Raw genomic sequence first — 20,341 nt, 5'->3', positions numbered from 1 at the left:
GGGCATGCTCTCAAGGAGGCGGGTGCTCGCCCTCTTGGCGGCCCTGCCCCTGGCCCGGGCCCAGGGGCGGGTGGAGGAGGTGGTGGGGGGCCTCGAGGCGCCCTGGGCCTTGGCCTTCCTCCCGGACGGGGGCTTCCTGGTCTCCGAGCGGCCGGGGCGGATCCGGCTTTTCCGAGGGGGAAGGCTTACCCCCTACGCGGAGCTTCCCGTCTACGCCCGGGGGGAGTCGGGCCTTTTAGGCCTCGCCCTCCACCCCCGCTTTCCCGAGGCCCCCTACGTCTACGCCTACCGCACCGTGGAGGAGGGGGGCCTGAGGAACCAGGTGGTGCGCCTGCGCCACGAGGGGAGCCGGGGGGTTCTGGAGCGGGTCATCCTGGACGGGATCCCCGCCCGCCCCCACGGCCTCCACTCGGGGGGGCGCATCGCCTTCGGCCCCGACGGGATGCTCTACGTGACCACGGGGGAGGTCTACGAGCGGGCCCTGGCCCAGGACCTCGCCTCTTTAGGGGGCAAGATCCTCCGCCTCACCCCCGAGGGGGCCCCCGCCCCGGGGAACCCCTTCCTGGGCCAGAGGGGGGCGCGGCCCGAGATCTATTCCTACGGCCACCGCAACCCCCAGGGCCTGGCCTGGCACCCCGAGACGGGGGAGCTCTTTGCCTCGGAGCACGGGCCCAGCGGGGAGCAGGGCTTTGGCCACGACGAGGTGAACCTGATCCTTCCCGGGGAAAACTACGGCTGGCCCCAGGTGGTGGGGCGGGGAGGAGACCCCCGCTTCCAGGACCCCCTTTACTTCTGGCCCGAGGGCTTCCCCCCGGGGAACCTGGCCTTTTGGAGGGGGGCCCTTTACGTGGCGGGCCTCCGGGGCGAGGCCCTTTTGCGCCTGGTGCTGGAAGGGGGCAAGGGAAGGTGGCGGGTGGCGCGGGTGGAGCGGGTCCTGGAGGGCTTTGGCCGCCTGCGGGAGGTCCGGGTGGGGCCCGAGGGGGCCCTTTACGTGACCACCTCCAACCGGGACGGCCGGGGCCGGGTGCGCCCGGGGGACGACCGGATCCTTAGGCTCCTATGATGGTGGACGCCCACCTAGACCTGGCCTATAACGCGTTGGACCTGGGGCGGGACCTCACCCTCCCCCTTTCCCAGCTCCGGCAGAGGAAGGGAGAGGGGGAGGAAACCCCCATGGTGACCCTCCCCGCCTTGAAGGAAGCGGGGGTGGGCTTGGCCTTCGCCACGGTGTTCGTGGACCCCAAGGCCCACGCGGGCCGGCTTTGGGAGGAGGCCCGGCGCCAAGTGGCCCTGTACCGGGCCTGGGAGGAAAGGGGCCTGGTGCGCCTCCTCCGGGACGGGGAGGACCTGAAGTGCCACCTCGAGGCCTACCCCAGGGACGGGGTTCTGGGCCTGGTCCTCCTCCTGGAAGGGGCCCACCCCCTCCCGGAGCCGGAGGCCCTGGAGGACCTTTACCGGGAAGGGGTGCGCCTTCTCGGCCCCGCCTGGGCCACGGGGAGCCCCTACGCCGGGGGAAACGCCCACCCTGGCCCCCTCACCCCCATGGGGGAGGCCCTCCTCCTCAAGATGGAGGAGCTCGGGGTGGCCCTGGACCTATCCCACCTTGCGGACGAGGCCTTCTTCCAGGCCTTGGAGCGGTACGAGGGGCCGGTGCTGGTGAGCCACGCCAACCCCCGCGCCCTCGCTCCCACGCCGAGAAACCTCTCCGACGGGATGCTCCTTGCCCTTAGGGCGCGGGGCGGGGTGCTGGGCCTCGTCCCTTTCAACGCCTTCCTGGATGCGGGTTGGAAAAGGGGGATGCCCCGCCTGCCTCTAGCCCGCTTTCTGGAGCACAAGGCCTACGCGGAGGGCCTCCTGGGGCGGGAGGGGGTGGGCTTGGGCTCGGACTGGGACGGGGGGTTCGGCCTGGAGAGCGTGCCCTTGGGCCTCGAGGGCCATGGGGACCTGAAGCGCCTGGGGGACGAGGCCTTCCTCGGGGGGAACTGGTTGCGCTGGCTTTCCTCTTGGCTTTAGGGTGGGGGACATGCGGGTGGACCTGAACGCGGACGCGGGGGAGTCCTACGGGGCCTTCCTTTACGGGCACGACCGGGAGGTCTTCCCCCACATCACCTCGGCCAACCTGGCCTGCGGCTTCCACGGGGGAAGCCCCACGCGCATCCTCGAGGCCCTGCGCCTGGCCAAGGCCCATGGGGTCCAGGTGGGGGCCCACCCCGGCTTTCCCGACCTGGTGGGCTTCGGCCGGCGGGAGATGGCCTTAAGCCCGGAGGAGGTCTACGCGGACGTTCTCTACCAGATCGGGGCCCTTTCCGCCCTCCTCAAGGCGGAGGGCCTTTCCCTCCACCACGTGAAGCCCCACGGGGCCCTCTACCTCAAGGCCTGCCGGGACCGGGAGACGGCCCGGGCCATCGCCGAGGCGGTGCGGGCCTTTGACCCCGCCCTGCCCCTGGTGGTCCTCCCGGGCACGGTCTACGAGGAGGAGGCCCGGGCCTTGGGGCTTAGGGTGGTCCTGGAGGCCTTTCCCGAACGGGCCTACCTGAAAAACGGCCAGCTTGCCCCCCGCTCCATGCCGGGAAGCTGGATCACCGACCCCGAGGAGGCCGCCCGGCGGGCGGTGCGCATGGTCCTGGAGGGGAGGGTGGAGGCCCTGGACGGGGGGGAGGTGGAGGTGCGGGCGGAAACCCTTTGCATCCACGGGGATAACCCCAACGCCCCCCTGGTGGTGCGGGCGGTGCGGGAGGCCCTTTTGGCCCACGGGGTGGAGATCCGGGCTTTCTAAGCGCCCCAAGGGAAGGGCCTTTAGGCTGCCTTCTTCCCCTGGGTGGGGGTTTTTCCACGGGGAGGGTGCTGGGGTGGGGTACCTTAGGGGCATGAGGCTTCTGCCCTTCCGCTTTGACCGGGAAGAGGGGGTGTTCTGGCTCCTGGACCAACGGCGCCTGCCCCAGGAGGAGGTCTGGGTCCCGGTGCGCACGGCCAAGGGGATGGCCGAGGCCATCCGGGCCATGGTGGTGCGGGGGGCCCCGGCCATCGGGGTTTCCGCGGCCTTCGGCATGGTCCTGGCCCACCTTTCCGGGGAGGATCCCGAGGAGGCGGACCGGCTCCTCCGGGCGAGCCGCCCCACGGCGGTGAACCTCTTCCACGCCTTAGACCGCCTCCGGCCCCACTGGGGGAGCCTGGAGGGGACCCTTGAGGGGGCCTACGCCCTCTGGCGGGAGGTGGAGGAGACGGAAGCGGCGATTAGCCGCCACGGGGCGGAGGTCTTAAGGGGCCAGGTCCTCACCCACTGCAACACCGGACCCCTCGCCACCGGGGGGTACGGCACCGCTTTGGGGGCCATCCTCGAGGCCCACCGCCGGGGCCTTGTGCGCCACGTCTGGGTGGACGAGACGAGGCCCTACCTCCAGGGGGCCCGGCTCACCGCCTTTGAGCTCATGAAAGCCGGGGTCCCCGCCACCCTCATCGCGGACAACATGGCGGGCTTCCTCATGGCGAGGGGACAGGTGGACGCGGTGATCGTGGGGGTGGACCGCATGGCCCTAAACGGGGACTTCGCCAACAAGATCGGCACCTACGCCCTGGCCGTCCTGGCCCACCACCACGGGATTCCCTTCTACGCCGCGCTTCCCCTTTCCTCCGTGGACCCAAAGCTTGAAAGCGGGGAGGGCATCCCCATAGAGGAGCGCCCCGCCGAGGAGGTGACCCACCTCCGGGGCCTTCCCATCGCCCCCGAGGGCTTTCCCGCCTACCACCCCGCCTTTGACGTGACCCCCCACCGCTACCTCACGGGGATCATCACGGAAAAGGGGGTGCTTTACCCCCCCTTTGGCGAGGCCCTCCGCCGTGCCCTGGGCCTTTCTTGAGGCGCTATTGGGGCACCGGTGCCCGGGGTGCGGGGGCCCCTTGGACCGCCCCCTGCTCTGCACCCTCTGCCGAGGGAGCTTGAGGCCTTTCCGCACGGACCGCTTCGTCTACCTGGGCCTTTACGGCCGGGTGGGGGGCCTGGTGCGGGCCCTGAAGTACGGGGGGCGGTGGGGCCTGGCCCCTATTCTGGCGGAGGCCCTGGCCCTGGGGGTGGAGGAGGCGGGCTGGCCCCTAAAGGGGGTCACCGCGGTTCCCACCCTCCTTCCCCGCCTTCTCCGAAGGGGGTATAACCCCCCGGACCTCCTGGCCCGGGCCCTGGCGGCGCGCCTAGGCCTTCTCTACCGCCCGGTGCTCTACCGGGCCCGCTACGCCCCAAGCCGCCCCCTGGTGAGGGGAAGGGCGCGGGCCCGCCTCCCGGAAGGGCTCTTCCGCCCAAGGGGGCGGGTAGAGGGGGCCTGGCTTCTGGTGGACGATGTCCTCACCAGCGGGGCCACCTTCTTGAGGGCGGAGGAGGCCCTTTTGGAGGCCGGGGCGGAGAGGGTGTACGGGGCCTTCATCGCCCTTAAGGGCCCCAAGGCCCTGGGGCCCTACCGCTAAGTGGGCCAAGCGCCTTTTCCCCCAGGGGGGCTCGGCTAGACTGGGGGTCAAAGGGGGGTTCCATGAAGAAGCTTCGCCGCCTGGAAGACCTCCTCCCCCACCTCAAGGAAGGCCGCTACCGGCTTGGCCCCCACGTGGCCAAGCACATGCTCCAGGAGGGGTTCACGGAGCTGGATGTCCTGAAGGCTCTGGAATGGGGCCGGGAGCTGGCCATCTACCCCGAGGACGGGCGGATGCTGGTCCTGGGGTACATGGTCTTCCCCCCGAGGCTCAGGCTGCCCCTCCACGTGGTCCTGGACTACACCCCGCCCAGGCGGGTGGACATCGTCACCGCCTTCATCCCCAAAGAGCCCCACCGGGTGTACTCCCGATCCCGCCTGGCCGCCCTCCTCCGCTTTGACGGGGCCCTGGAGGAGGTCCGCTGGAGCCTCAAGGAGGCCCGGGCCCGCTACGCCCTGGATTAGGGGCAGTCGGGGCAGCGCCCGTAGACCGTGACCTCGTGCCCCTCGGGGCGGAAGCCGGGGGGGAGGTGGGCTTCGGCCTCGAGGGCGCACCCCGGAAGCTCAAAGACCCGGCCGCAGACCCGGCAGTGGAAGTGGTGGTGGTGCCCCCGCCCTGCGGGCTCGTACCGGGGGGGTTCCCCCGGGAGGTGGACCGGGGCCAGGAAGCCCTCTTCCAGGAGGGCCTTCAGGTTGCGGTACACGGTGGCCAGGCCCAGGCTGGGGACCCTTCTCCTGGCCAGGTCCAAGACCTCCTGGGGGGAGAGGGGGCGGCCCGCCTCCAGGAAGGCCTCCCGGATGGCCCGGCGTTGGCGGGTGGAGCGTTCCATCGCTTCCAGGATACCAGTGAGAAGGGGTTTTCATCTCCTCTAATCCCCGGGCTGGCAAAGTGGGGGGCATGCGCGCGGTGGTCCTCTTCCTCCTTTTGGGGCTGGCCCTGGCCCAGGGCTACCTGGTGGGGCGGGTGCTGGAGGTGGACCCCCTTTCCGGCACCGCCCGGGTCCAGGTGGGCGCGGAGGTGCGGGAGGCCCTCCTGCCCCAGGGGGGCGGGGGGTTCGCCCCGGGGATGCGGGCTGTGCTCTACGAGGAGGGAGGGCGCCTCTACCTCACGGAGCCCGACCGGATGCCGGCCCTCCTTGCCCTTTTCGCCCTCTTCGCCCTCCTGGCCGCCCTCCTGGCCCGGGGGAAGGGGGTGCGGGGGCTTCTCGGCACCTTCTTAAGCCTTCTCGTCCTGGTCCTCTGGGTGGTGCCCCACTTGGCCCATGGGGGGAACCCTCTCCTCTACGCCCTCTTGGGGAGCCTGGGGGTGCTCCTCCTCACCGTCTACCTGGTCCACGGGGTGAACCGGAAGACCACCGCGGCCTTTTTGGGCACCCTCCTTTCCGCCTTCGTGGTCCTCCTCCTGGCCCTTTTCTTCGTGCGGGCCCTGGGCTTTACCGGCCTGGCTTCGGAGGAGGCCCTCCTCCTCCACCAGTGGGGCGGGGTGGACCTCCTGGCCCTGTACCTGGCGGGGGTGGTGGTGGGGGCCTTGGGGGCGCTGACCGACGTCACCGTGACCCAGGCCGCCGTGGTCCAGGCCCTGGCCCACGCGGACCCCAAGGCCCCCTTCCGCCTCCTCTACCGCCGGGCCATGGAGGTGGGCTACGACCACATGGGGAGCCTGGTGAACACCCTGGTCCTGGCCTACAGCGCGGGCAGCCTGCCCCTTTTCCTCCTCCTCACCAAGGACCCCACCCCCTGGCGCTTCCTCCTCAACACCGAGCCCTTTGCCGCGGAGATCGTGGCCATGCTCCTGGGCTCCTTGGGGCTTCTTTTGGCGGTGCCCCTCACCACCCTGGTGGCCGCCTGGGCCTTTCGGGGCGGGCGGGGCGGGGCGCCCGACCACCCCCATCCGCACTAGGTGCAAGCTTGCGGTTAAAATCCCTCCCATGCGCCTCCTCCACACCGCGGACTGGCACCTGGGCAAGGTCTTGAAGGGGATCGACCGCACCCCGGAGGTCGCAGGGGCCCTAAAGGCCCTCCTGGAGATCGTAAAGAAGGAGCGGGTGGATTTGGTGCTGGTCTCGGGGGACCTCTTTGACCGGCCCCAACCCTCCGCGGAGGCCGAGGCCCACGCGGTGGAGTTCTTCCTGCGCCTCAGGGAGCTTGGGGTGCCCGCTTTGGTCATCGCCGGCAACCACGACCCCAAGGAGCGCCTCGAGGCCCTAAGCCCTCTCTTCGCCGGGGTGGGGGCCACCGTGCGGGGCCGGCCCCTCTTCCGGGAGGAAGGGGGGGTGGTGGAGGTGAAGGGCCTTAGGGCCGCCCTCCTTCCCTTCGTCTCCGAACGGATCCTGGTGAAGCGGGTCTTCCAGGAAGAGGAGGAGCGCCACCGGAGCTACGCGGAGGCCATGCGGCGCATCCTGGATAACCTCCAAAGCCCCCTGATCCTGGCCCACTTCGCCTTGGAAGGGGCGAGGCCCGGAGGGGGAGAGTTCTTCTTCCACCTTGCGGGGAGCTACGCGGTGCCCCCCTCCGCCCTGCCCCTTTCTGCCCGCTACCTGGCCTTGGGGCACATCCACCGCCAGCAGCAGGCCTCGGAGGCCCCCCTGGCCTGGTATCCGGGGAGCCTGGTCCAGCTGGACTTCGGGGAGGGGGAGGGCGCCGAGCGGGGGGCCCTTTTGGTGGAGCTTCCCCCCTCGGGGCCCCCACGGGTCCACCCCATAAGGGAGCGCTGGGGGAAGCCCTTAAGGACCCTGCGGCTTGCCCCAGAGGAGCTGGACGGGCGGCTGGAGGAGCTTCGGGGGTTCCCGGGGTACCTCAAGGTGGTGGTGGAGGGGCGGCTCTCCCCCCCGGTGAAGGAGCGCCTTTTCCGGGCCCTGCCGGGGCTTTTGGAGGTCCAGCACTTTGGGGGCGAGGAGCCCCTTCCCGCCCCCACCCAAGGCCCCCCTTCCCTGGTGGAGGCCTACCGGGCGTACCTCAAGGCCAAGGGCCGGGAGGAGGAGGGGCTTCTGGCCCGCTTTGGGGAGGTGCTAGAGGAGGTGGACCGTGAGGCCCTTGCGCCTGACGCTTAAGGGGTTTGGCCCCTATCTGGAAGAGCAGTCCGTGGACTTTTCCGACGTGGAGCTTTTCGCCATCACCGGCCCCACGGGAAGCGGAAAGTCCACCCTTTTGGAGGCCATGGCCTTCGCCCTGTACGCCAAGGCCCCCCGCGTGGACCGGGGGGTGGACCTCAAACACCCCGCGGCCAAGGAGGCCTGGGTGGCCCTCACCTTCGCCCTGGGGGATCGGGTCTATCGGGTGGAGCGCACCCGGGGGCGGCGGAGCGAGGCCCGGCTCTACGAGGGGGATAGGCTGATCCCCCTGGAAAGGCTCAGGCAGGTGGACGAGGCCCTAGAGGACCTCTTGGGCCTGGACTACACGGCGTTCACCCGGGCCCTCCTCCTCCCCCAGGGGGAGTTTGACCGTTTCCTGAAGGGGGAGGCCCGGGAAAGGAGGGGGCTCCTCCTCCAGCTTTTTGAGCTGGAGAAGCTCAAGAAGGCCCGGGCCAAGGCCGAGGAGCGGCGAAAGGCCCTCCTCCTGGAGAAAGAGGCCCTGGAGGGGGAGGCCAAGGCCCTGGAGTGGGCCACCCCTGAGCTCCAGGCGGAGCTGCAAACGGGGCTTGAGGGGGTGCAGAGGGAGGCCTCCCGGCTCAAGGGGGAGGTGGGGGCGGTGGAGGAGGCCCTTAAGGGGGCGGAGGCCCTGCTTGCGCTTCTGGAAGACCGCCACCGCCTCCTGGCCCGCCTGAAGGCCCTGGAGGCCGAGGCCCCCCGTATGGCCGAGCTCCGGCTCCGCCTGGAAAAGTCAGAGGAGGCGGCCAAGGCCCTGCCTCTTTGGGAAGACTTTCTGGCTAAGGAGAAGGCGTTGAGGGAAACCCTGGAGGGCCTCGCCAAGCTGGAAGGGGAAAGGGGCCGTTTGGAGGAGGAGCGCGCCCTTTTGGGCTTTGACCCGGAGGCCTTGGAGGAGGCGCAAACCGCCCTGCAGGAGGCCCAGGGCCTGAAGGCGCTGGAAGCCCTCCTCCGGCGGGCGGGTCCCAGCGAAGGCGCCTTGGCCCCGAGGTTTGACCCCGAGGCCCTGGAGGGGGTTCTGGAACGGCTGGTCCAGATTCAGGTGGAGCGGACGGCCCTACAGGCTTGGGCGGCCCTCCTGGATCGTCTGGAGGACCTAAGGGCCCAGCTTTTGGCGCTTGGGGAGGAGCGCCGGGCCGTGGAGGCCAAGGGGAAAGAAGCCCGCAGGCTCTACGACGAGCTACAGGGGGCCTACCGGGCAGCTTTGGCCTGGACGCTCAAGGACGCCCTCAAGGCCTTGGAAGGGGAGATCTCTGGCCTACGGGAAGGCCTAGAGGAGAAGGAACGGGCCCTGGAGGCCCTGCGCTTGGAGGAACGGAGGCAGGGGGTGCTGGCCTACCGGGACCTCCTCCAGGTGGGAGCGCCCTGCCCCCTTTGCGGGGGGGTGGTTCACGCCCTCCCCGAGGTGCCCCAGGGGCGGGCCTTCGATCCCAAGGCCAAGCGGGCGCTCGAGGAAGAGATCAAAGCCCTCACGGCCCTCCTCTCCCGCAAGGAGGCCGAAAAGGACCGCCTCGATCAGGAGCTTAGGGCCCTCGAGGCCGAGCCCCGGCCCGGCGATCCCGAGGCGTTGAAGGAGCGGCTTGCGGAGAAGGATAGGGAGTTGCAGGAACTCCGGACACTTTACGGATCGCTTTTACGAGACGAAGAGAAGCTGCTACGGGAGATCGCCAGGCTGGAAGGCGAGGAGGAAAAGGCCCGGCAAGGTGGGGTCCAGGACCCTAGAGCCCGGCTTAGGGCCTTGGAGGAGGAGGAGCGTCACCTCAAGAGGGAAAGGGCCGACCTGGCCCTCGGGCTTAGGGCCCACCTGGAGGAGGCCACGGGGGGGAAGGGGGTGGAGGCCCACCTGAAGGCCCTGGAGGGGAGGGTTAAGGCGCTTAGGTGGGCCGGGCGGCGCTTCCAGGAGCTTTCCCAGAAGTTTTTGGAGCTCGAGGGCGACTTCAAGGCCCTCTCCGCCCGCAAGGAGGAGCAGGAGAAGGCCCTGAAGGAGGCCGAGGCCCGCACCCAGGGCCTCATGCCCTATGAGGAGGCCAAGGCCAAGGTCCTTGCCCCGGAGGAAAGGGCCGCCCTCGAGGCCCGCCTTAGGGCGCACGAGCGGGGCCTGGAGGAGGCGCGAAGGGGCCTGGAAGAGACGGAGAGGGCGCTTCGGGCGCGCCTTTCCCCTTCCGAACCCCTTCCCACCCTGGAGGAAGCGGTAAAAAGGGTGGAGGAACTCCGGAAAAAACTGGATGGGCTGAGGGCGAGATGGGAGGCGTTGGTGCAGGAGGGGGGGCGGTTGCAGGAGCGGCTTGAGGCCCTGGAGGAGGCCCTGAAGCGGCGCCGGGAGGTGGAGGGCAGGCTGGCCCGCCTGGTCCAGGAGCTGGACCTTTGGGCCAAGCTTTCGCAGGACCTCCAGGAGGACAACTTCCCCGCCTACCTTCTGGGCCAGCGCCAGGAGGCCCTCCTCGCGCGGGCCAACGAGCTCCTCCATGCCCTTTCCGGGGACCGCTACCGCCTTTTGGCCGATGGGGACGACTACCTGGTCCTGGACCGCTGGGCGGAGGTGGAGCGCCCGGTGCGCACCCTTTCGGGCGGGGAAAGCTTCTTGGTGAGCCTGGCCCTGGCCCTGGCCCTTTCCGAGGAGCTCTCCAAGGGGCGGCTTGGGGCCTTTTTCCTGGATGAGGGCTTCGGCACCCTGGACGGGGAGACCCTGGAGATGGTGGCCGGGGTCTTGGAGGCCCTGCCCACGGGGGGCAGGCTGGTGGGCATCGTCACCCACGTGGAGGCCCTGGCGGAGCGCCTTCCCGCCCGGCTAAAGGTGCGCAAGACCCCCAGGGGGAGCTGGGTGGAGTGGGCCTAAGGGCCCCGTCCTCTTGTAGCATGGAGCCCGTGGGCGTTCTCACCCGGTACCTCTCCGCCACCCTAGCCCGGGCCCGCTACGACCTTCTGGGTCCGGGCCGCTACGTGGGCGAGATCCCCGAGCTGGGCCTCAAGGTGGAGGCCGAGCACCTGGAGGCGGCCCGCGCCGCCTTGCAGGAGGCCTTGGAGGCCCACCTCCTGGAGGCCTTGCGCCAGGGGGTGGTTCCCCCCGGCCTCGAGGCCCCCGAGGACCCCGTAAGGACCCGCTTCTTCGCCCTGGCCCAGGAGATGTGGCGCCTCCTTAGGGAGCCTTTTCTGGAGGAGAAAAGGCCCCCCGAAAAGCCCAAAAAGGGCCCCGGGAGTCTGGAGGAGTGGCTTTCGGGCCTGGGCATCCAGGTGGTGCGCCGTCCGGAAGCCCAGGAGGAGGAAAAGGAAAAGGTCCTCACCCGCCTGGCCCTCTTCCTGGGGGACCGCTACCCCAGCCTGGAAAAGCTCTACGAGCGCCTGAAGCAAAGCCTTTCCACCAAGCGCCAGTTTGAGCTTTCCCTGGCGGAGGCCTCCCAGGAGGAGATCGCCAACTCCACCCAGTTCTGCACCCTCCTCAAGCAGTACGCCCTCCTCACCAGCTACCACTACAAGAGCGAGGAGCGGCGCATCCGGGCCAAGGCCAGCACCGAAGGCTGGGTGCAGAACTTCCTCACCGGGGGCTGGCTGGAGCGCTACGTGGCGGAAAAGCTCAAGAAGTTCCTCCGCTCCAAGAACCTGCCCCACGAGGTGGCCGTGGGCTACCAGGTGACCCTCCCGGGGGGCGAGGCCATGGAGCTGGACGTGTTGGTGCGGGTGGGGGAGCGGTTCTTCTGGTTTGAGGCCAAGACGGGGGAGTTCCAGGCCCACATCGCCAAGTACGCCGCCCTCAAGAAGACCCTGGGCCTCTCCGGGCGGGAGAGCTTTTTGGTCCTCCTGGGCATGGAAAAGACCCGGGCCAAGGAGCTCTCCGCCCTCCACGGCCTCACGGTGGTGAACCAGGCGAACTTCCTCGAGGCCTTCCAGGAGGTTCTGGAGAAGGATGCTCCGTAAGGTCCTCCTGGTCATGGGGGGCACCCTGGCCTCGAGGGTGCTGGGCCTGGTGCGCCAGGCGGTCTTCAATGCCCTCTACCCCGATGCCCTTAAGGACGCCTTCAACGTGGCCTACCGGGTGCCGAACCTCTTAAGGGAGCTCCTTGCGGAAGGGGCGGTGCAAAACGCCCTCATCCCCCTCCTTAAAGGCCTCCCCCCGGAGGAGGCCCGGGCCTTCGCCCGCCGCTTCTATGCCTTCCTCTTGGGGGTGAACCTCTTCGTGCTGGGGCTGGGCTACCTCCTTGCGCCCTTCCTGGTGGACCTCCTGGTGGCCCAGGAGAGCCACCTCCGCGAGCCCGGCCTTTTCCAGGAAACGGTGCGCCTGGTCCGCCTCCTCCTGCCCTTCCTCCTCGGCATCTCCCTGGCCGCCCTCTTTTCCGCCTTGTTGCAGGCGGAGGAGCGCTTTTTGCCCTACGCCCTGGGCCCCATCGCCTTCAACCTGGCGGCCATCCTGCTCATGGCCCTTTTCCCGGGGGACCCCACGGCCCTAGGGCTTTCCGTGGCCTTAGGGGGGCTTTTCCAGGCCCTGGTCCAGCTTCCCTTCCTCCGGAGCTTCTTCCCCGAGTGGCGCTGGCACCCCGCCTTGGGTGAGGCCCTCCTCCGCATCGGGCCCTTCGCCTTCACCACCTCCTTGCGCCAGTTTTTGAACCTGGTCCTCACCCACATCCTCACCCGCTACCCCCAGGCCGCGGTCACCGGCTTCTACAACGCGGAGGTGGTCTTCCAGATGTTCCTGGGCCTCTTCGCCACCTCCCCCGCCATCGCCCTCTTCCCCCGCATGAGCACCCTCCGGGGGGCGGAGCTCGCCCGCTTCCTAAGGGGCCCTTTGGCGCGGGTGGGCCTCCTTTTGGGGCTGCTCTCCGGCCTCACCGTGGGCCTTGCCCCTTATGGGGTGGTCCTCCTCTTTGGCCTCTTCGGGCCCCTAAGCCCGGAAAACCGCCGCTACAGCGCCGAGGTCCTCACCGCCTTGGGCTTCGCCCTCCTCCCCTGGGGCCTGAACACCCTCCTTCTCCGGGGGCTTTACGCCCTGGGGCGGGTGCGGGAGGCGGTCGCGGCCAGCGCCCTCGTCTTCCTCAGCAACACCCTGGGCTACTGGCTCCTCAAGGACGCGGGGCTTTTCCTCCTCAACCTCTCCACCGCCCTGGCCGGGTACCTGGGGCTTTTCCTCTACCTCTTCCTCCTCCGCCGGGAGGGGGTGGGGGGGCTTGGGGTGGGGGGGCTTCTCCCGCGCCTTTTCCTCCTAAGCCTCCTCGCCGCCGTTCCCGGCCTCCTTCTCCAAGGGGTCGTGCCCGCCCTTACCCCAGGGGCCACCCTCCTCCCCCTCCTCCTGGGCGGGGGGCTTGGGGGGCTCCTCTTTGGGGCCGGGGCCCTTCTCCTAAGGCTTCCCCTCCCCCGATTGGGCCGCTAGGCGGATGGCCTCCACCGCCTCGGGGTTTTCCAGGGCGGAGAGGTCCCCCGGGTCCTGGCCCAGGTAGGCCGCCCGCACCACCCGGCGCATGACCTTGGCGTTCCGGGTTTTGGGGAGGTCGGGGACGAAGAGGACCCTTTCGGGCCTTAGGGGCTTCCCGAGGGCCTTCGCCACCTCCTCCGCCACCTCCTCCGCCAGGGCCGGGCTCGCCTGGAAGCCGGGCTTTAAGACGGCGAAAAGGAGGATGGCCTCCCCCTTCACCGGGTGGGGCACCCCGATGGCGGCGCACTCCCGGAGGGCGGGGTGGGTCATGGCCGCGGTCTCCACCTCCGCGGGGCCTACCCGCTTGCCCGCCACCTTCAAGGTGTCGTCGGAGCGGCCCAGGATGAAGAAGTGCCCTTCCTCGTCCAAAAGGGCGAAGTCCCCGTGGACCCAGACCCCGGGGATCTTGCCGAAGTAGGTTTTCAGGTAGCGCTCCTCGTCCCGCCAGAAGCCCTTGGTCATCCCCGGCCAGGGCTTTAGGACGGCGAGCTCCCCCACCTGGTTTCGGATGGGCCTTCCCCCCTCGTCCAAGACCGCGGCCTCGATGCCGGGGGCGGGGGCGTTGAAGCCCATGGGCTTGATGGGGCGGAGGAGGACGTTCCCCAGGATGCCCCCGGAGACCTCCGTGCCCCCGGAGTAGTTCACGATGGGGCGGCGCTCTTCCCCCACCACCCGGAAGAACCAGAGGTAGGGCTCGAGGTTCCAGGGCTCCCCCGTGGAGCCCAGGACCCTTAAGGAGGAGAGGTCGTGGGCCTTGACGGGCTCTTCCCCAAAGGGGATGAGGGCCCGCACCAGGGTGGGGGAGAGGCCCAGGTGGGTGGCCCGGTGGGCCTCCACCAGCTGCCAGAGCCGCCCGGGCCCCGGGTGGTCGGGGGCCCCGTCGTAGAGGATCACCGTGGCCCCCAAGGCAAGCCCCCCCAGGATGGCCCAGGGGCCCATCATCCAGCCCAGGTCGGTGAACCAGAAGAGCCGGTCCCCCGGGCGGAGGTCAAAGAGGAGGGCCAGGTCCAAGGCGGCCTTCAGGGGAAAGCCCGCGTGGTAGTGCACGGTGCCCTTGGGGCGGCCGGTGGTGCCGGAGGTGTAGATGAGCATGAAGGGGTCCATGCTCTCCAGGGTCTTTCCGGAAACCTCCTCCCCCTGGCTTCCCGCCGGGGCCTCTCCCTCCTCCAGGGGGAGGCCAAGCCTCTGCACCACGAGGAGCTTTTCCGTGCCCGCAAGGGCCCGGGCCTTCCGGGCCTCGCCGAGGAGTTCCACCCTCCGCCCCCGGCGGAGGAAGCCGTCCTGGACGATGAGGAGCTTGGCCTCCGCGTCCTTAAGCCGCACTGCGGCGGCCTCCGCCCCGTAGCCCGAGAAGATGGGGATGGCGATGGCCCCCAGGTGGGCCGTGGCCAGGAGGTAGAGGGCGGCCTCGAGGCTCAGGGGGAGCCAAAGCCCCACCCGGTCCCCCCGCTCCACCCCGAAGGCCCTAAGCTCCCCGGCCCGCCTCGCCACCTCTTCCTTCAGCTCCCCGTAGGTGAGGCTTCGCACCGCCCCGTCCTCCGTCTCGTGGACCAGGGCCAGGGCCCCTTCCGGGTGGCGGAGGGCCCAGTCCGTGAGGTTCAAGGCCCCCCCTGTGAAGAAGCGGGGGAAGGGGAAGCCCCCCTCTATGGCCCTTTCATAGGGCCTCCGCCACGGGAGGGCCAGGTGGTCCAGGAGAGCCCGGTAAAACCCTTCGGGCTCCTCCACGCTGTAGCGGTGGAAGGCCCCATAGTCCGAAAAGCCCAGGGCCTGCATCAGGCGGTAAAGCCGGGTGGCCTCCGCCTCGCGGGGGTACCAGATGCCTTCCATAGGGGTCTCCTTACGTTTTGGCCAGGACTTCCAGGAAGTCCCGGATGCTCCCTCGGTCCTCGGGCCGCTTGGCGAGAAGCCGCCTTAGGGCCCGGTCCAGCCTGGGGGGAAGGGGGGTGGGGGGTGGGGGGAGGAGGAGGTGGGCCCGGGCCACCTCCTCTGCGCTCTCCCCCCGGAAGGGCCGCCTTCCCGTGAGGAGCTCGTAGGCCATGACCCCGAAGCTGTAGGCCTCGCTCTTCTCGCTGGGAAGGCCTCCCAAGAGGAGCTCCGGGGCCAGGTAGAAGGGGCTTCCTGCGTACTCCAGGCTCCGGTCCTCCCTGGCCCTTAGCGTGCCCAGGTCCCCCAGCTTGTACACCCCCTGGCCCACGAAGACGTTGGCGGGCTTCACGTCCTGGTGCAAAAACCCCTTTTCGTGGAGGAAGAGGAGGGCCTCCCCCACCTGAAGGAGGGCCTTCTTGGCCTCCTCCCTAGGGAGGGGGCCTCGGAGGAGCCGTTCTTCCAGCGTGCCCCCTTCCAGGTACTCCAGGGCCAAAAAGGCCTCCTCCCCGAAGGGCACCCCCCACAGCCCCCGCACCAGGTGGGGGTGCTGGAGGGAAAGGGTGAAGTTCACCTCCCGGGCGAAGCGCTCCGAAAGGCGGGGGTTTTCCCGCACCTCCTTTTTGGGGATCTTGAGGGCCACCCGCTCCCCCCTAGGCCCCCGGGCCAGGTGGACCTGGGCCGTCTGCCCGAGGCCTAGGAGCATCTCCAGGCGGAAGTCCTTCCGGGTGGGGCTAGTCAAGCCTTAGGACCTCCCCGGGCTTCAGGGCATGCCCTTCCACGCCCCTTTCCGTGGCCCTTTTGGCGAAGGCCTCCCCGTCTTGGCGGATGGGGGGGAAGGTGTTGTAGTGGATGGGAACCACCTTCTTGGGCTTGAGGAGCTCCAGGGCCTTTAGGGCGTCCTCAGGGCCCATGGTGAAGTGGTCCCCGATGGGGAGGAGGGCCAGGTCCAGGCCCAGTTCCCCGATGAGGGCCATGTCGGAGAAGAGGGCGGTGTCCCCCGCGTGGTAGATGCGCTTGCCCGAAAGCTCCACCACCACCCCCATGGGCATCCCCCCGTAGGTGCCGTCGGGGAAGCTCGAGGAGTGCCAGGCGGGGACCCACTTAAGCCATCCCCCCTCAAAGCGGTAGGTGCCCCCGAGGTTCATGGGGACGCTCCTCGCCCCGTGCTTTTCCGCGTAGGTGGCGATCTCAAAGGTGGAGACCACCACCCCGCCCTTTTTGGAGAGGGCCACGCTGTCCCCGAAGTGGTCCCCGTGGGCGTGGGTGACCAGGATGAGGTCGGCCTCCACCTCCCCCACCCCCGCCGCGGCCATGGGGTTTCCGGTGAGGAAGGGGTCTATGATGAGCCGCGTCTTCCCGTCCGAAAGGAGCACCGCCGAGTGGCCCAGATAGCGGACTTCCACCATACGCGCCTCCTTTAGGGGCCACTATACCAGCGTTTTGGCCTCCGGGGAAAGGGCGTCCTCCAGGTGACGAAGGAGCAGGGCCTCCAGGATATGGGCCAGGGCCCGGTCCCCCCACTTCTCCCCCAGGTGGAGCCGGAAGGAGAGGTCCAGCACCCCGTCCCCAAGCCGCCCCTCCACCTCCAGGGCGGGGGGCGGGAGGGGGAGGGGCTTAAGGAGAAGCCCCTCGAGGCGGGCGGCGAAGGGGAGGCGCACCTCCCCGAAGACCGGAACCCTGGCCTGGACCTCCCCCTGGAGGCGGTCCCCCTCCAGCCTTAGGGAAAGGGGGAGCCCCTTGGGGGGGAAGGGGATCCTCACTCCACCCATTCCACCCGCACCTTCCCTTCCCTCACCAGGCGGGCCATCTCCGCGTCCGGCACGTTCAGGAGGCGGGGCAGTTCCCGGAACCGGGGGGTGGCGGAGGCCAGGCCCACCCGCACCACCACCACGTCCTCCTCCTCCGCCTTGCCGATGCGCCAGACCAGGTGCTGCCCCAGCTTCTCCAGATGGTCTTCCAGGAGCCCCTGCCCTTCCATGCCTCCAGTCTACCCCCATCCCCTCCTAGGCCATCTGGAGCAGGGCAAACTTCAGGTAGTGGGTTTCCGGGTGGTTGAGGAGGACCGGGTGGTCCCACCCCTGGCCCCGCTTTTCCAGGATGCGGAAGGCCCGGCGGGCGTCCTGAGCGGCCTCCTTCAGCATCTCGTAGAAGAGGGGCTCGGTGAGGTGGTGGCTGCAGCTGGCCGTGGCCAGGATGCCCCCCTCTTTTAGGAGGCGCATGGCCCTTAGGTTCACCTCCTTGTAGGCCCGATAGGCCCGCTCCAGGTCCTTCTTGCCCTTGGCGAAGGCCGGGGGGTCTAGGACGATGAGGTCAAACCGCTCCCCCGCCTTTTCCAAGGCCCTTAAGAGGTCAAAGGCGTTGGCCTCCAGGGTCTTTAAGGAGAACCCGTTCAGCCTGGCGTTCTCCTCCGCCCGCTCGAGGGCGGCCTTGGAGCTGTCCACCGCCAGGACCTCCTTGAAGCCCAGGGCCAGGTGCAGGGCGAACCCCCCCATGTAGCTGAAGACGTCCAGGGCCCTTTCCCCCCGGAACCTTTCCATAAGGATCCGGTTGTCCCGCTGGTCTAGGAAGGCCCCGGTCTTCTGCCCTTCCAGAAGGTCCACGAGGTAGCGGATCCCCCCCTCCTTCACCTCCACCCTTGGGGGCACCTCCCCCAGGAGGGGCCGGACGTAGAGGGGAAGCCCCTCCAGGGTCCTGGTGGGGGCGTCGTTCTTGGCTAGGAGGCTTTTGGCGTAGGGCTTTAGGACCTCCACCACCCGGGGAAGGAGCCCCTCCCAGGCGTAGGCCGTGGCCTGGAGGACCAGGTGGCCCGCGTAGCTGTCCACTACCAGTCCGGGCAGGAAGTCCCCTTCCGCGTGGGCCAGCCGGAAGCCCCCCTCGGGCTCCTCCTCCAGGGCCTTTTCCCTCCGCCTTAGGGCCCGCTTCAGGTTTTCCAGGAGGGCCTCCTCAGGCTCCCCTTCCTGAAAGCGGTAGGCCCGCACCGTGAGGTCGCTTTGGGGGTTGTAAAGGGCGAGGGCCAGGAAGCGCCGTCCGAAGTACACCGGGAAAAGCCCGGGCTCCTCGGGGCCCGAGACCACGTCCCGGCGGAAGACCCAGAGGTGGCGGCCTAGGAGCCTTTCTGCGCCCCGTTCGTTGACGGAAATCCTCATCGGCCAAGTATACTTAGTCGGGGCTTGATGGATGGCACATTGACAGGCCCCGGAAGAGCCGGTAACATAGCCGGCGAGCGCGTTTTGCGCATCTTTTCACAAGGGAGGGGCGATGGCAGGCCTGGGACTTATCAAAAGCCTAGCGGAGAAGGAGCAGGAGCTCCTGGCCCGCCTCGAGGCCGCGAAGAAGGAGGCGGAAGCCCTCGTAAAGCGCGCCCAAGAGGAGGCCAAAGCCCTCCTCCAGGAGGCGGAGGCCAAGGCCAAGGCCTTGGAGGAGGAGCACCGGGCGAAGGAGGCCAAGGAGGTGGAGGCCCTTCTTTCGGCCTACCGCCAGCGGGCGGAGGAAGAGGCTAGGAAGGTGAAGGAGGCCGCGGAGGCCAAGCTCAAGGCCGCGGTGGAGCTCGTCCTACGGGAGGTCCTTCCGTGATCGCCCCCATGGAGAAGCTGGTCCTGGCCGGGCCCAAGTCCAGGTCCAGGGCTCTTCTCCAAAGCCTCCAGCAGGCGGGGGTGGTCCACCTGGAAACCCTAAGGACGGAGGCCCTCTCCGAGTACCGGCTTTCCCCCGAGGAAAGGGAGGAGCTTCGGCGCTGGGAGGGGGTGGCCGCGGGGGCCGAGCACACCCTGGCCCTCCTGGGCCAGGAGCCCGAGCCCGCCAGGCCTTTCCCTGAGGGCCTTCCCGAGGCGGAAAAGGCCCTGAAGCCCATCCAGGCCCACGCGGAAGGCCTCACCCGCCAAAAGCAGGAGCTGGAGGAGGAGATCGCCCTGGCCGCCACCTATTTGGAGGCCCTGGAGAAGCTTTCCGCCATGGCCCAGGGCCTGGACAAAAGCCCCTTCCTCCGGGTCCTCCCCTTCCTCCTCACGGAGAAGGAGCTTCCCCTGGTGGAGGAGGCCCTGAAGAAGGCCCTGGAGGACCGCTACCTCCTCGCCCAGGAGCCCTACGGCAAGGGCCTCGCGGCCCTTCTCGTGGTCCACCGCAAGGACCTGGAGGCGGCCAAGGCCGCCCTTTCCCGGGCTGGCCTTGCGGAGCTTAGGCTTCCCGGGCGCTTTGGGGAGCTTCCCCTTTCCGAGGCGGCCCGCCTCCTCAAGGAACGCTCGGAGAAGGCCCCCAAGGAGCTTTCCGAGGTGCGCCAGGCCCTGTATAAGCTGGCCGGGGAAAGCCTCTCCACCCTGCGCGCCCTCTGGACCCGGGCCAAGGACGAGGTGGCCCGGCTCAAGGCCCTGGAGGAGCTGGCCTCGGGGCGGTACGGGTTTGCCCTACTGGGGTACGTGCCCGTGAAGGCCAAGCCCCAGGTGGAGGAGGCCTTGGCCCGCCACAAGGAGGAGGTGGTCTACGCCTTTGAGCCCGTGGACGAGCACCACGAGGCGGACCGCATCCCCGTGGCCCTGGACAACCCCCCTTGGGTCAAGCCCTTTGAGCTTCTGGTCTCCTTCCTCAACACCCCCAAGTACGGCACCCTGGACCCCACCCCGGTGGTCCCCCTCTTCTTCCCCTTCTGGTTCGGGATGATCGTGGGGGACATCGGCTACGCCCTGCTCTTCCTCCTCCTCGGGCGCTGGCTTTCCGGCTATGCCCGGCGGAACGAGCCCCTGGTCATAGACCTCTTCGCCCTCAAGCTCAAGCCCGAGGTCATCCGCAAGCTGGTCTACATCCTGAACTGGATGGTCTTCTGGACGGTGGTGTGGGGCTTTGTCTACGGGGAGTTCTTCGGGACCTTCCTGGAGCACCTGGGGGTCTTCGGCACCCCCGAGCATCCGGGCCTCATCCCCATCCTCATCCACCGCATCAACACCGCCGAGACGGCCAACCTTCTCATCCTCCTCTCCGTGGCCTTTGGGGTGGTCATGGTCTTCTACGGCCTCCTCCTCCGGGCCTACCTGGGCCTCAAGCACCACCACATGGCCCACTTCTGGGAGGGGGTGGGGTACCTGGGGGGGCTTACCGGCATCCTGGCCCTGGCGGCCTCCTACCTGGGGAACCTCCAGGCGGGCTGGCTCAGCCTCCTCATGTACCTGGGCTTTGGCGTGTTCTTGCTTTCCGTCCTCATGAGCCGCATCTGGCTCATGATCCCGGAGATCTTCACCCAGGCGGGGCACATCCTGTCCCACATCCGTATCTACGCCGTGGGGGCCGCGGGGGGCATCCTGGCGGGGCTCCTCACGGACGTGGGCTTCGCCCTGGCCTCGAGCCTGGGCCTGGTGGGGGTCCTTTTGGGCCTCGCGGTGGCGGGGGTGCTCCACCTCCTCATCCTCCTCCTCACCACCCTGGGGCACATGCTCCAGCCCATCCGTTTGATCTGGGTGGAGTTCTTCACCAAGTTTGGCTTCTACGAGGAGAACGGCAGGCCATACCGGCCGTTCAAAAGCGTCCGCGAGACGCAGTAGGGAGGGAAA

Annotated in this window: 20 protein-coding genes; 13 read left to right on the top strand and 7 right to left on the bottom strand. The window is 69.1% G+C overall.

Annotated features, from left to right (window positions below; translation table 11 throughout):
* The first annotated feature begins 4 nt into the window (after positions 1–4).
* The 6 genes from B043_RS0109050 to B043_RS0109025 all read left to right on the top strand — a co-directional run bounded on the left by B043_RS0109050 (position 5) and on the right by B043_RS0109025 (position 4,919).
* On the top strand, positions 5–1,063 hold the full coding sequence (locus tag B043_RS0109050) for a PQQ-dependent sugar dehydrogenase (protein WP_018461761.1): 1,059 nt from the start codon (positions 5–7) through the stop codon (positions 1,061–1,063).
* Positions 1,060–2,013: a dipeptidase gene (locus B043_RS0109045; protein ID WP_018461760.1), complete on the top strand. Its 954-nt coding sequence runs from the start codon at positions 1,060–1,062 to the stop codon at positions 2,011–2,013. Before B043_RS0109050 ends, B043_RS0109045 begins: the two co-directional genes overlap by 4 nt.
* 10 nt (positions 2,014–2,023) lie before the next feature.
* Positions 2,024–2,776, top strand: a complete 753-nt coding sequence (locus tag B043_RS0109040) for a LamB/YcsF family protein (protein ID WP_018461759.1) — start codon at positions 2,024–2,026, stop codon at positions 2,774–2,776.
* A gap of 91 nt (positions 2,777–2,867) precedes the next feature.
* Positions 2,868–3,857 carry an S-methyl-5-thioribose-1-phosphate isomerase gene (gene mtnA / locus B043_RS0109035; protein WP_038037028.1) on the top strand — a complete coding sequence of 330 codons (990 nt, stop codon included), beginning with the start codon at positions 2,868–2,870 and terminating at the stop codon, positions 3,855–3,857.
* On the top strand, positions 3,838–4,455 hold the full coding sequence (locus B043_RS0109030; protein ID WP_026234205.1) for a ComF family protein: 618 nt from the start codon (positions 3,838–3,840) through the stop codon (positions 4,453–4,455). The genes mtnA and B043_RS0109030 overlap by 20 nt, the downstream gene beginning before the upstream one ends.
* 62 nt (positions 4,456–4,517) lie before the next feature.
* Entirely contained in the window at positions 4,518–4,919 is a 402-nt protein-coding gene (locus B043_RS0109025) for a DUF4258 domain-containing protein (protein WP_016329054.1), read from the top strand.
* On the opposite strand, the gene B043_RS0109020 is transcribed toward B043_RS0109025, so the two are convergent.
* Positions 4,916–5,284 carry a zinc uptake transcriptional regulator gene (locus B043_RS0109020; protein WP_016329055.1) on the bottom strand — a complete coding sequence of 123 codons (369 nt, stop codon included), beginning with the start codon at positions 5,282–5,284 and terminating at the stop codon, positions 4,916–4,918. The two genes, B043_RS0109025 and B043_RS0109020, sit on opposite strands and share 4 nt — an antisense overlap.
* A gap of 68 nt (positions 5,285–5,352) precedes the next feature.
* On the opposite strand from B043_RS0109020, the gene B043_RS0109015 reads away from it, so the two are divergent.
* Genes B043_RS0109015 through murJ form a run of 5 tightly spaced genes read left to right on the top strand, consistent with a single transcriptional unit; the run spans position 5,353 to position 12,896 of the window.
* On the top strand, positions 5,353–6,354 hold the full coding sequence (locus tag B043_RS0109015) for a YibE/F family protein (RefSeq protein ID WP_018461756.1): 1,002 nt from the start codon (positions 5,353–5,355) through the stop codon (positions 6,352–6,354).
* Between the two features lie 28 nt (positions 6,355–6,382).
* Complete coding sequence (locus B043_RS0109010) at positions 6,383–7,504, top strand: metallophosphoesterase family protein (protein ID WP_018461755.1); 1,122 nt, start codon at positions 6,383–6,385, stop codon at positions 7,502–7,504.
* Complete coding sequence (locus tag B043_RS0109005) at positions 7,479–10,373, top strand: AAA family ATPase (RefSeq protein ID WP_018461754.1); 2,895 nt, start codon at positions 7,479–7,481, stop codon at positions 10,371–10,373. The genes B043_RS0109010 and B043_RS0109005 overlap by 26 nt, the downstream gene beginning before the upstream one ends.
* Before the next feature lie 20 nt (positions 10,374–10,393).
* The gene (locus B043_RS0109000; RefSeq protein WP_018461753.1) at positions 10,394–11,449 is read left to right on the top strand and encodes a PDDEXK family nuclease; all 1,056 of its coding nucleotides are present in this window, start codon (positions 10,394–10,396) and stop codon (positions 11,447–11,449) included.
* Positions 11,439–12,896 (top strand): murein biosynthesis integral membrane protein MurJ, encoded by a 1,458-nt coding sequence (murJ, locus tag B043_RS0108995; protein ID WP_018461752.1) that lies wholly within the window; start codon positions 11,439–11,441, stop codon positions 12,894–12,896. The genes B043_RS0109000 and murJ overlap by 11 nt, the downstream gene beginning before the upstream one ends.
* Here the strand turns inward: murJ and B043_RS0108990 are convergent.
* Genes B043_RS0108990 through B043_RS0108965 form a run of 6 tightly spaced genes read right to left on the bottom strand, consistent with a single transcriptional unit; the run spans position 12,864 to position 17,950 of the window.
* Positions 12,864–14,765: an AMP-binding protein gene (locus B043_RS0108990; RefSeq protein ID WP_018461751.1), complete on the bottom strand. Its 1,902-nt coding sequence runs from the start codon at positions 14,763–14,765 to the stop codon at positions 12,864–12,866. The genes murJ and B043_RS0108990 overlap by 33 nt on opposite strands.
* Before the next feature lie 10 nt (positions 14,766–14,775).
* Entirely contained in the window at positions 14,776–15,543 is a 768-nt protein-coding gene (locus B043_RS0108985) for a serine/threonine-protein kinase (RefSeq protein ID WP_018461750.1), read from the bottom strand.
* Positions 15,536–16,210: a metal-dependent hydrolase gene (locus B043_RS0108980; RefSeq protein ID WP_018461749.1), complete on the bottom strand. Its 675-nt coding sequence runs from the start codon at positions 16,208–16,210 to the stop codon at positions 15,536–15,538. Before B043_RS0108980 ends, B043_RS0108985 begins: the two co-directional genes overlap by 8 nt.
* A 21-nt stretch (positions 16,211–16,231) precedes the next feature.
* Positions 16,232–16,573, bottom strand: a complete 342-nt coding sequence (locus B043_RS0108975) for a DUF3809 family protein (RefSeq protein ID WP_038037012.1) — start codon at positions 16,571–16,573, stop codon at positions 16,232–16,234.
* Positions 16,561–16,782, bottom strand: a complete 222-nt coding sequence (locus tag B043_RS0108970; protein ID WP_016329065.1) for a DUF3248 domain-containing protein — start codon at positions 16,780–16,782, stop codon at positions 16,561–16,563. Before B043_RS0108970 ends, B043_RS0108975 begins: the two co-directional genes overlap by 13 nt.
* A gap of 25 nt (positions 16,783–16,807) precedes the next feature.
* Positions 16,808–17,950 (bottom strand): 23S rRNA (cytosine(1962)-C(5))-methyltransferase, encoded by a 1,143-nt coding sequence (locus B043_RS0108965; RefSeq protein WP_018461747.1) that lies wholly within the window; start codon positions 17,948–17,950, stop codon positions 16,808–16,810.
* A 112-nt stretch (positions 17,951–18,062) separates the two neighbouring features.
* Between B043_RS0108965 and B043_RS0108960 the strand changes: the two genes are divergently transcribed.
* Together B043_RS0108960 and B043_RS0108955 are read left to right on the top strand one after the other, a co-directional pair.
* The gene (locus tag B043_RS0108960; protein ID WP_016329067.1) at positions 18,063–18,377 is read left to right on the top strand and encodes a V-type ATPase subunit subunit G family protein; all 315 of its coding nucleotides are present in this window, start codon (positions 18,063–18,065) and stop codon (positions 18,375–18,377) included.
* Positions 18,374–20,332, top strand: coding sequence for a V-type ATP synthase subunit I (locus B043_RS0108955; RefSeq protein WP_018461746.1), 1,959 nt, complete (start codon positions 18,374–18,376; stop codon positions 20,330–20,332). The genes B043_RS0108960 and B043_RS0108955 overlap by 4 nt, the downstream gene beginning before the upstream one ends.
* Positions 20,333–20,341 lie beyond the last annotated feature (9 nt).

It is taken from the genome of Thermus oshimai DSM 12092, from assembly GCF_000373145.1.
In the GTDB taxonomy this organism is placed as follows: Bacteria; Deinococcota; Deinococci; order Deinococcales; family Thermaceae; genus Thermus; species Thermus oshimai.
The sequence above is the reverse complement of the archived record's forward strand: the minus strand, read 5'-3'. Positions and strand labels throughout refer to the sequence as shown.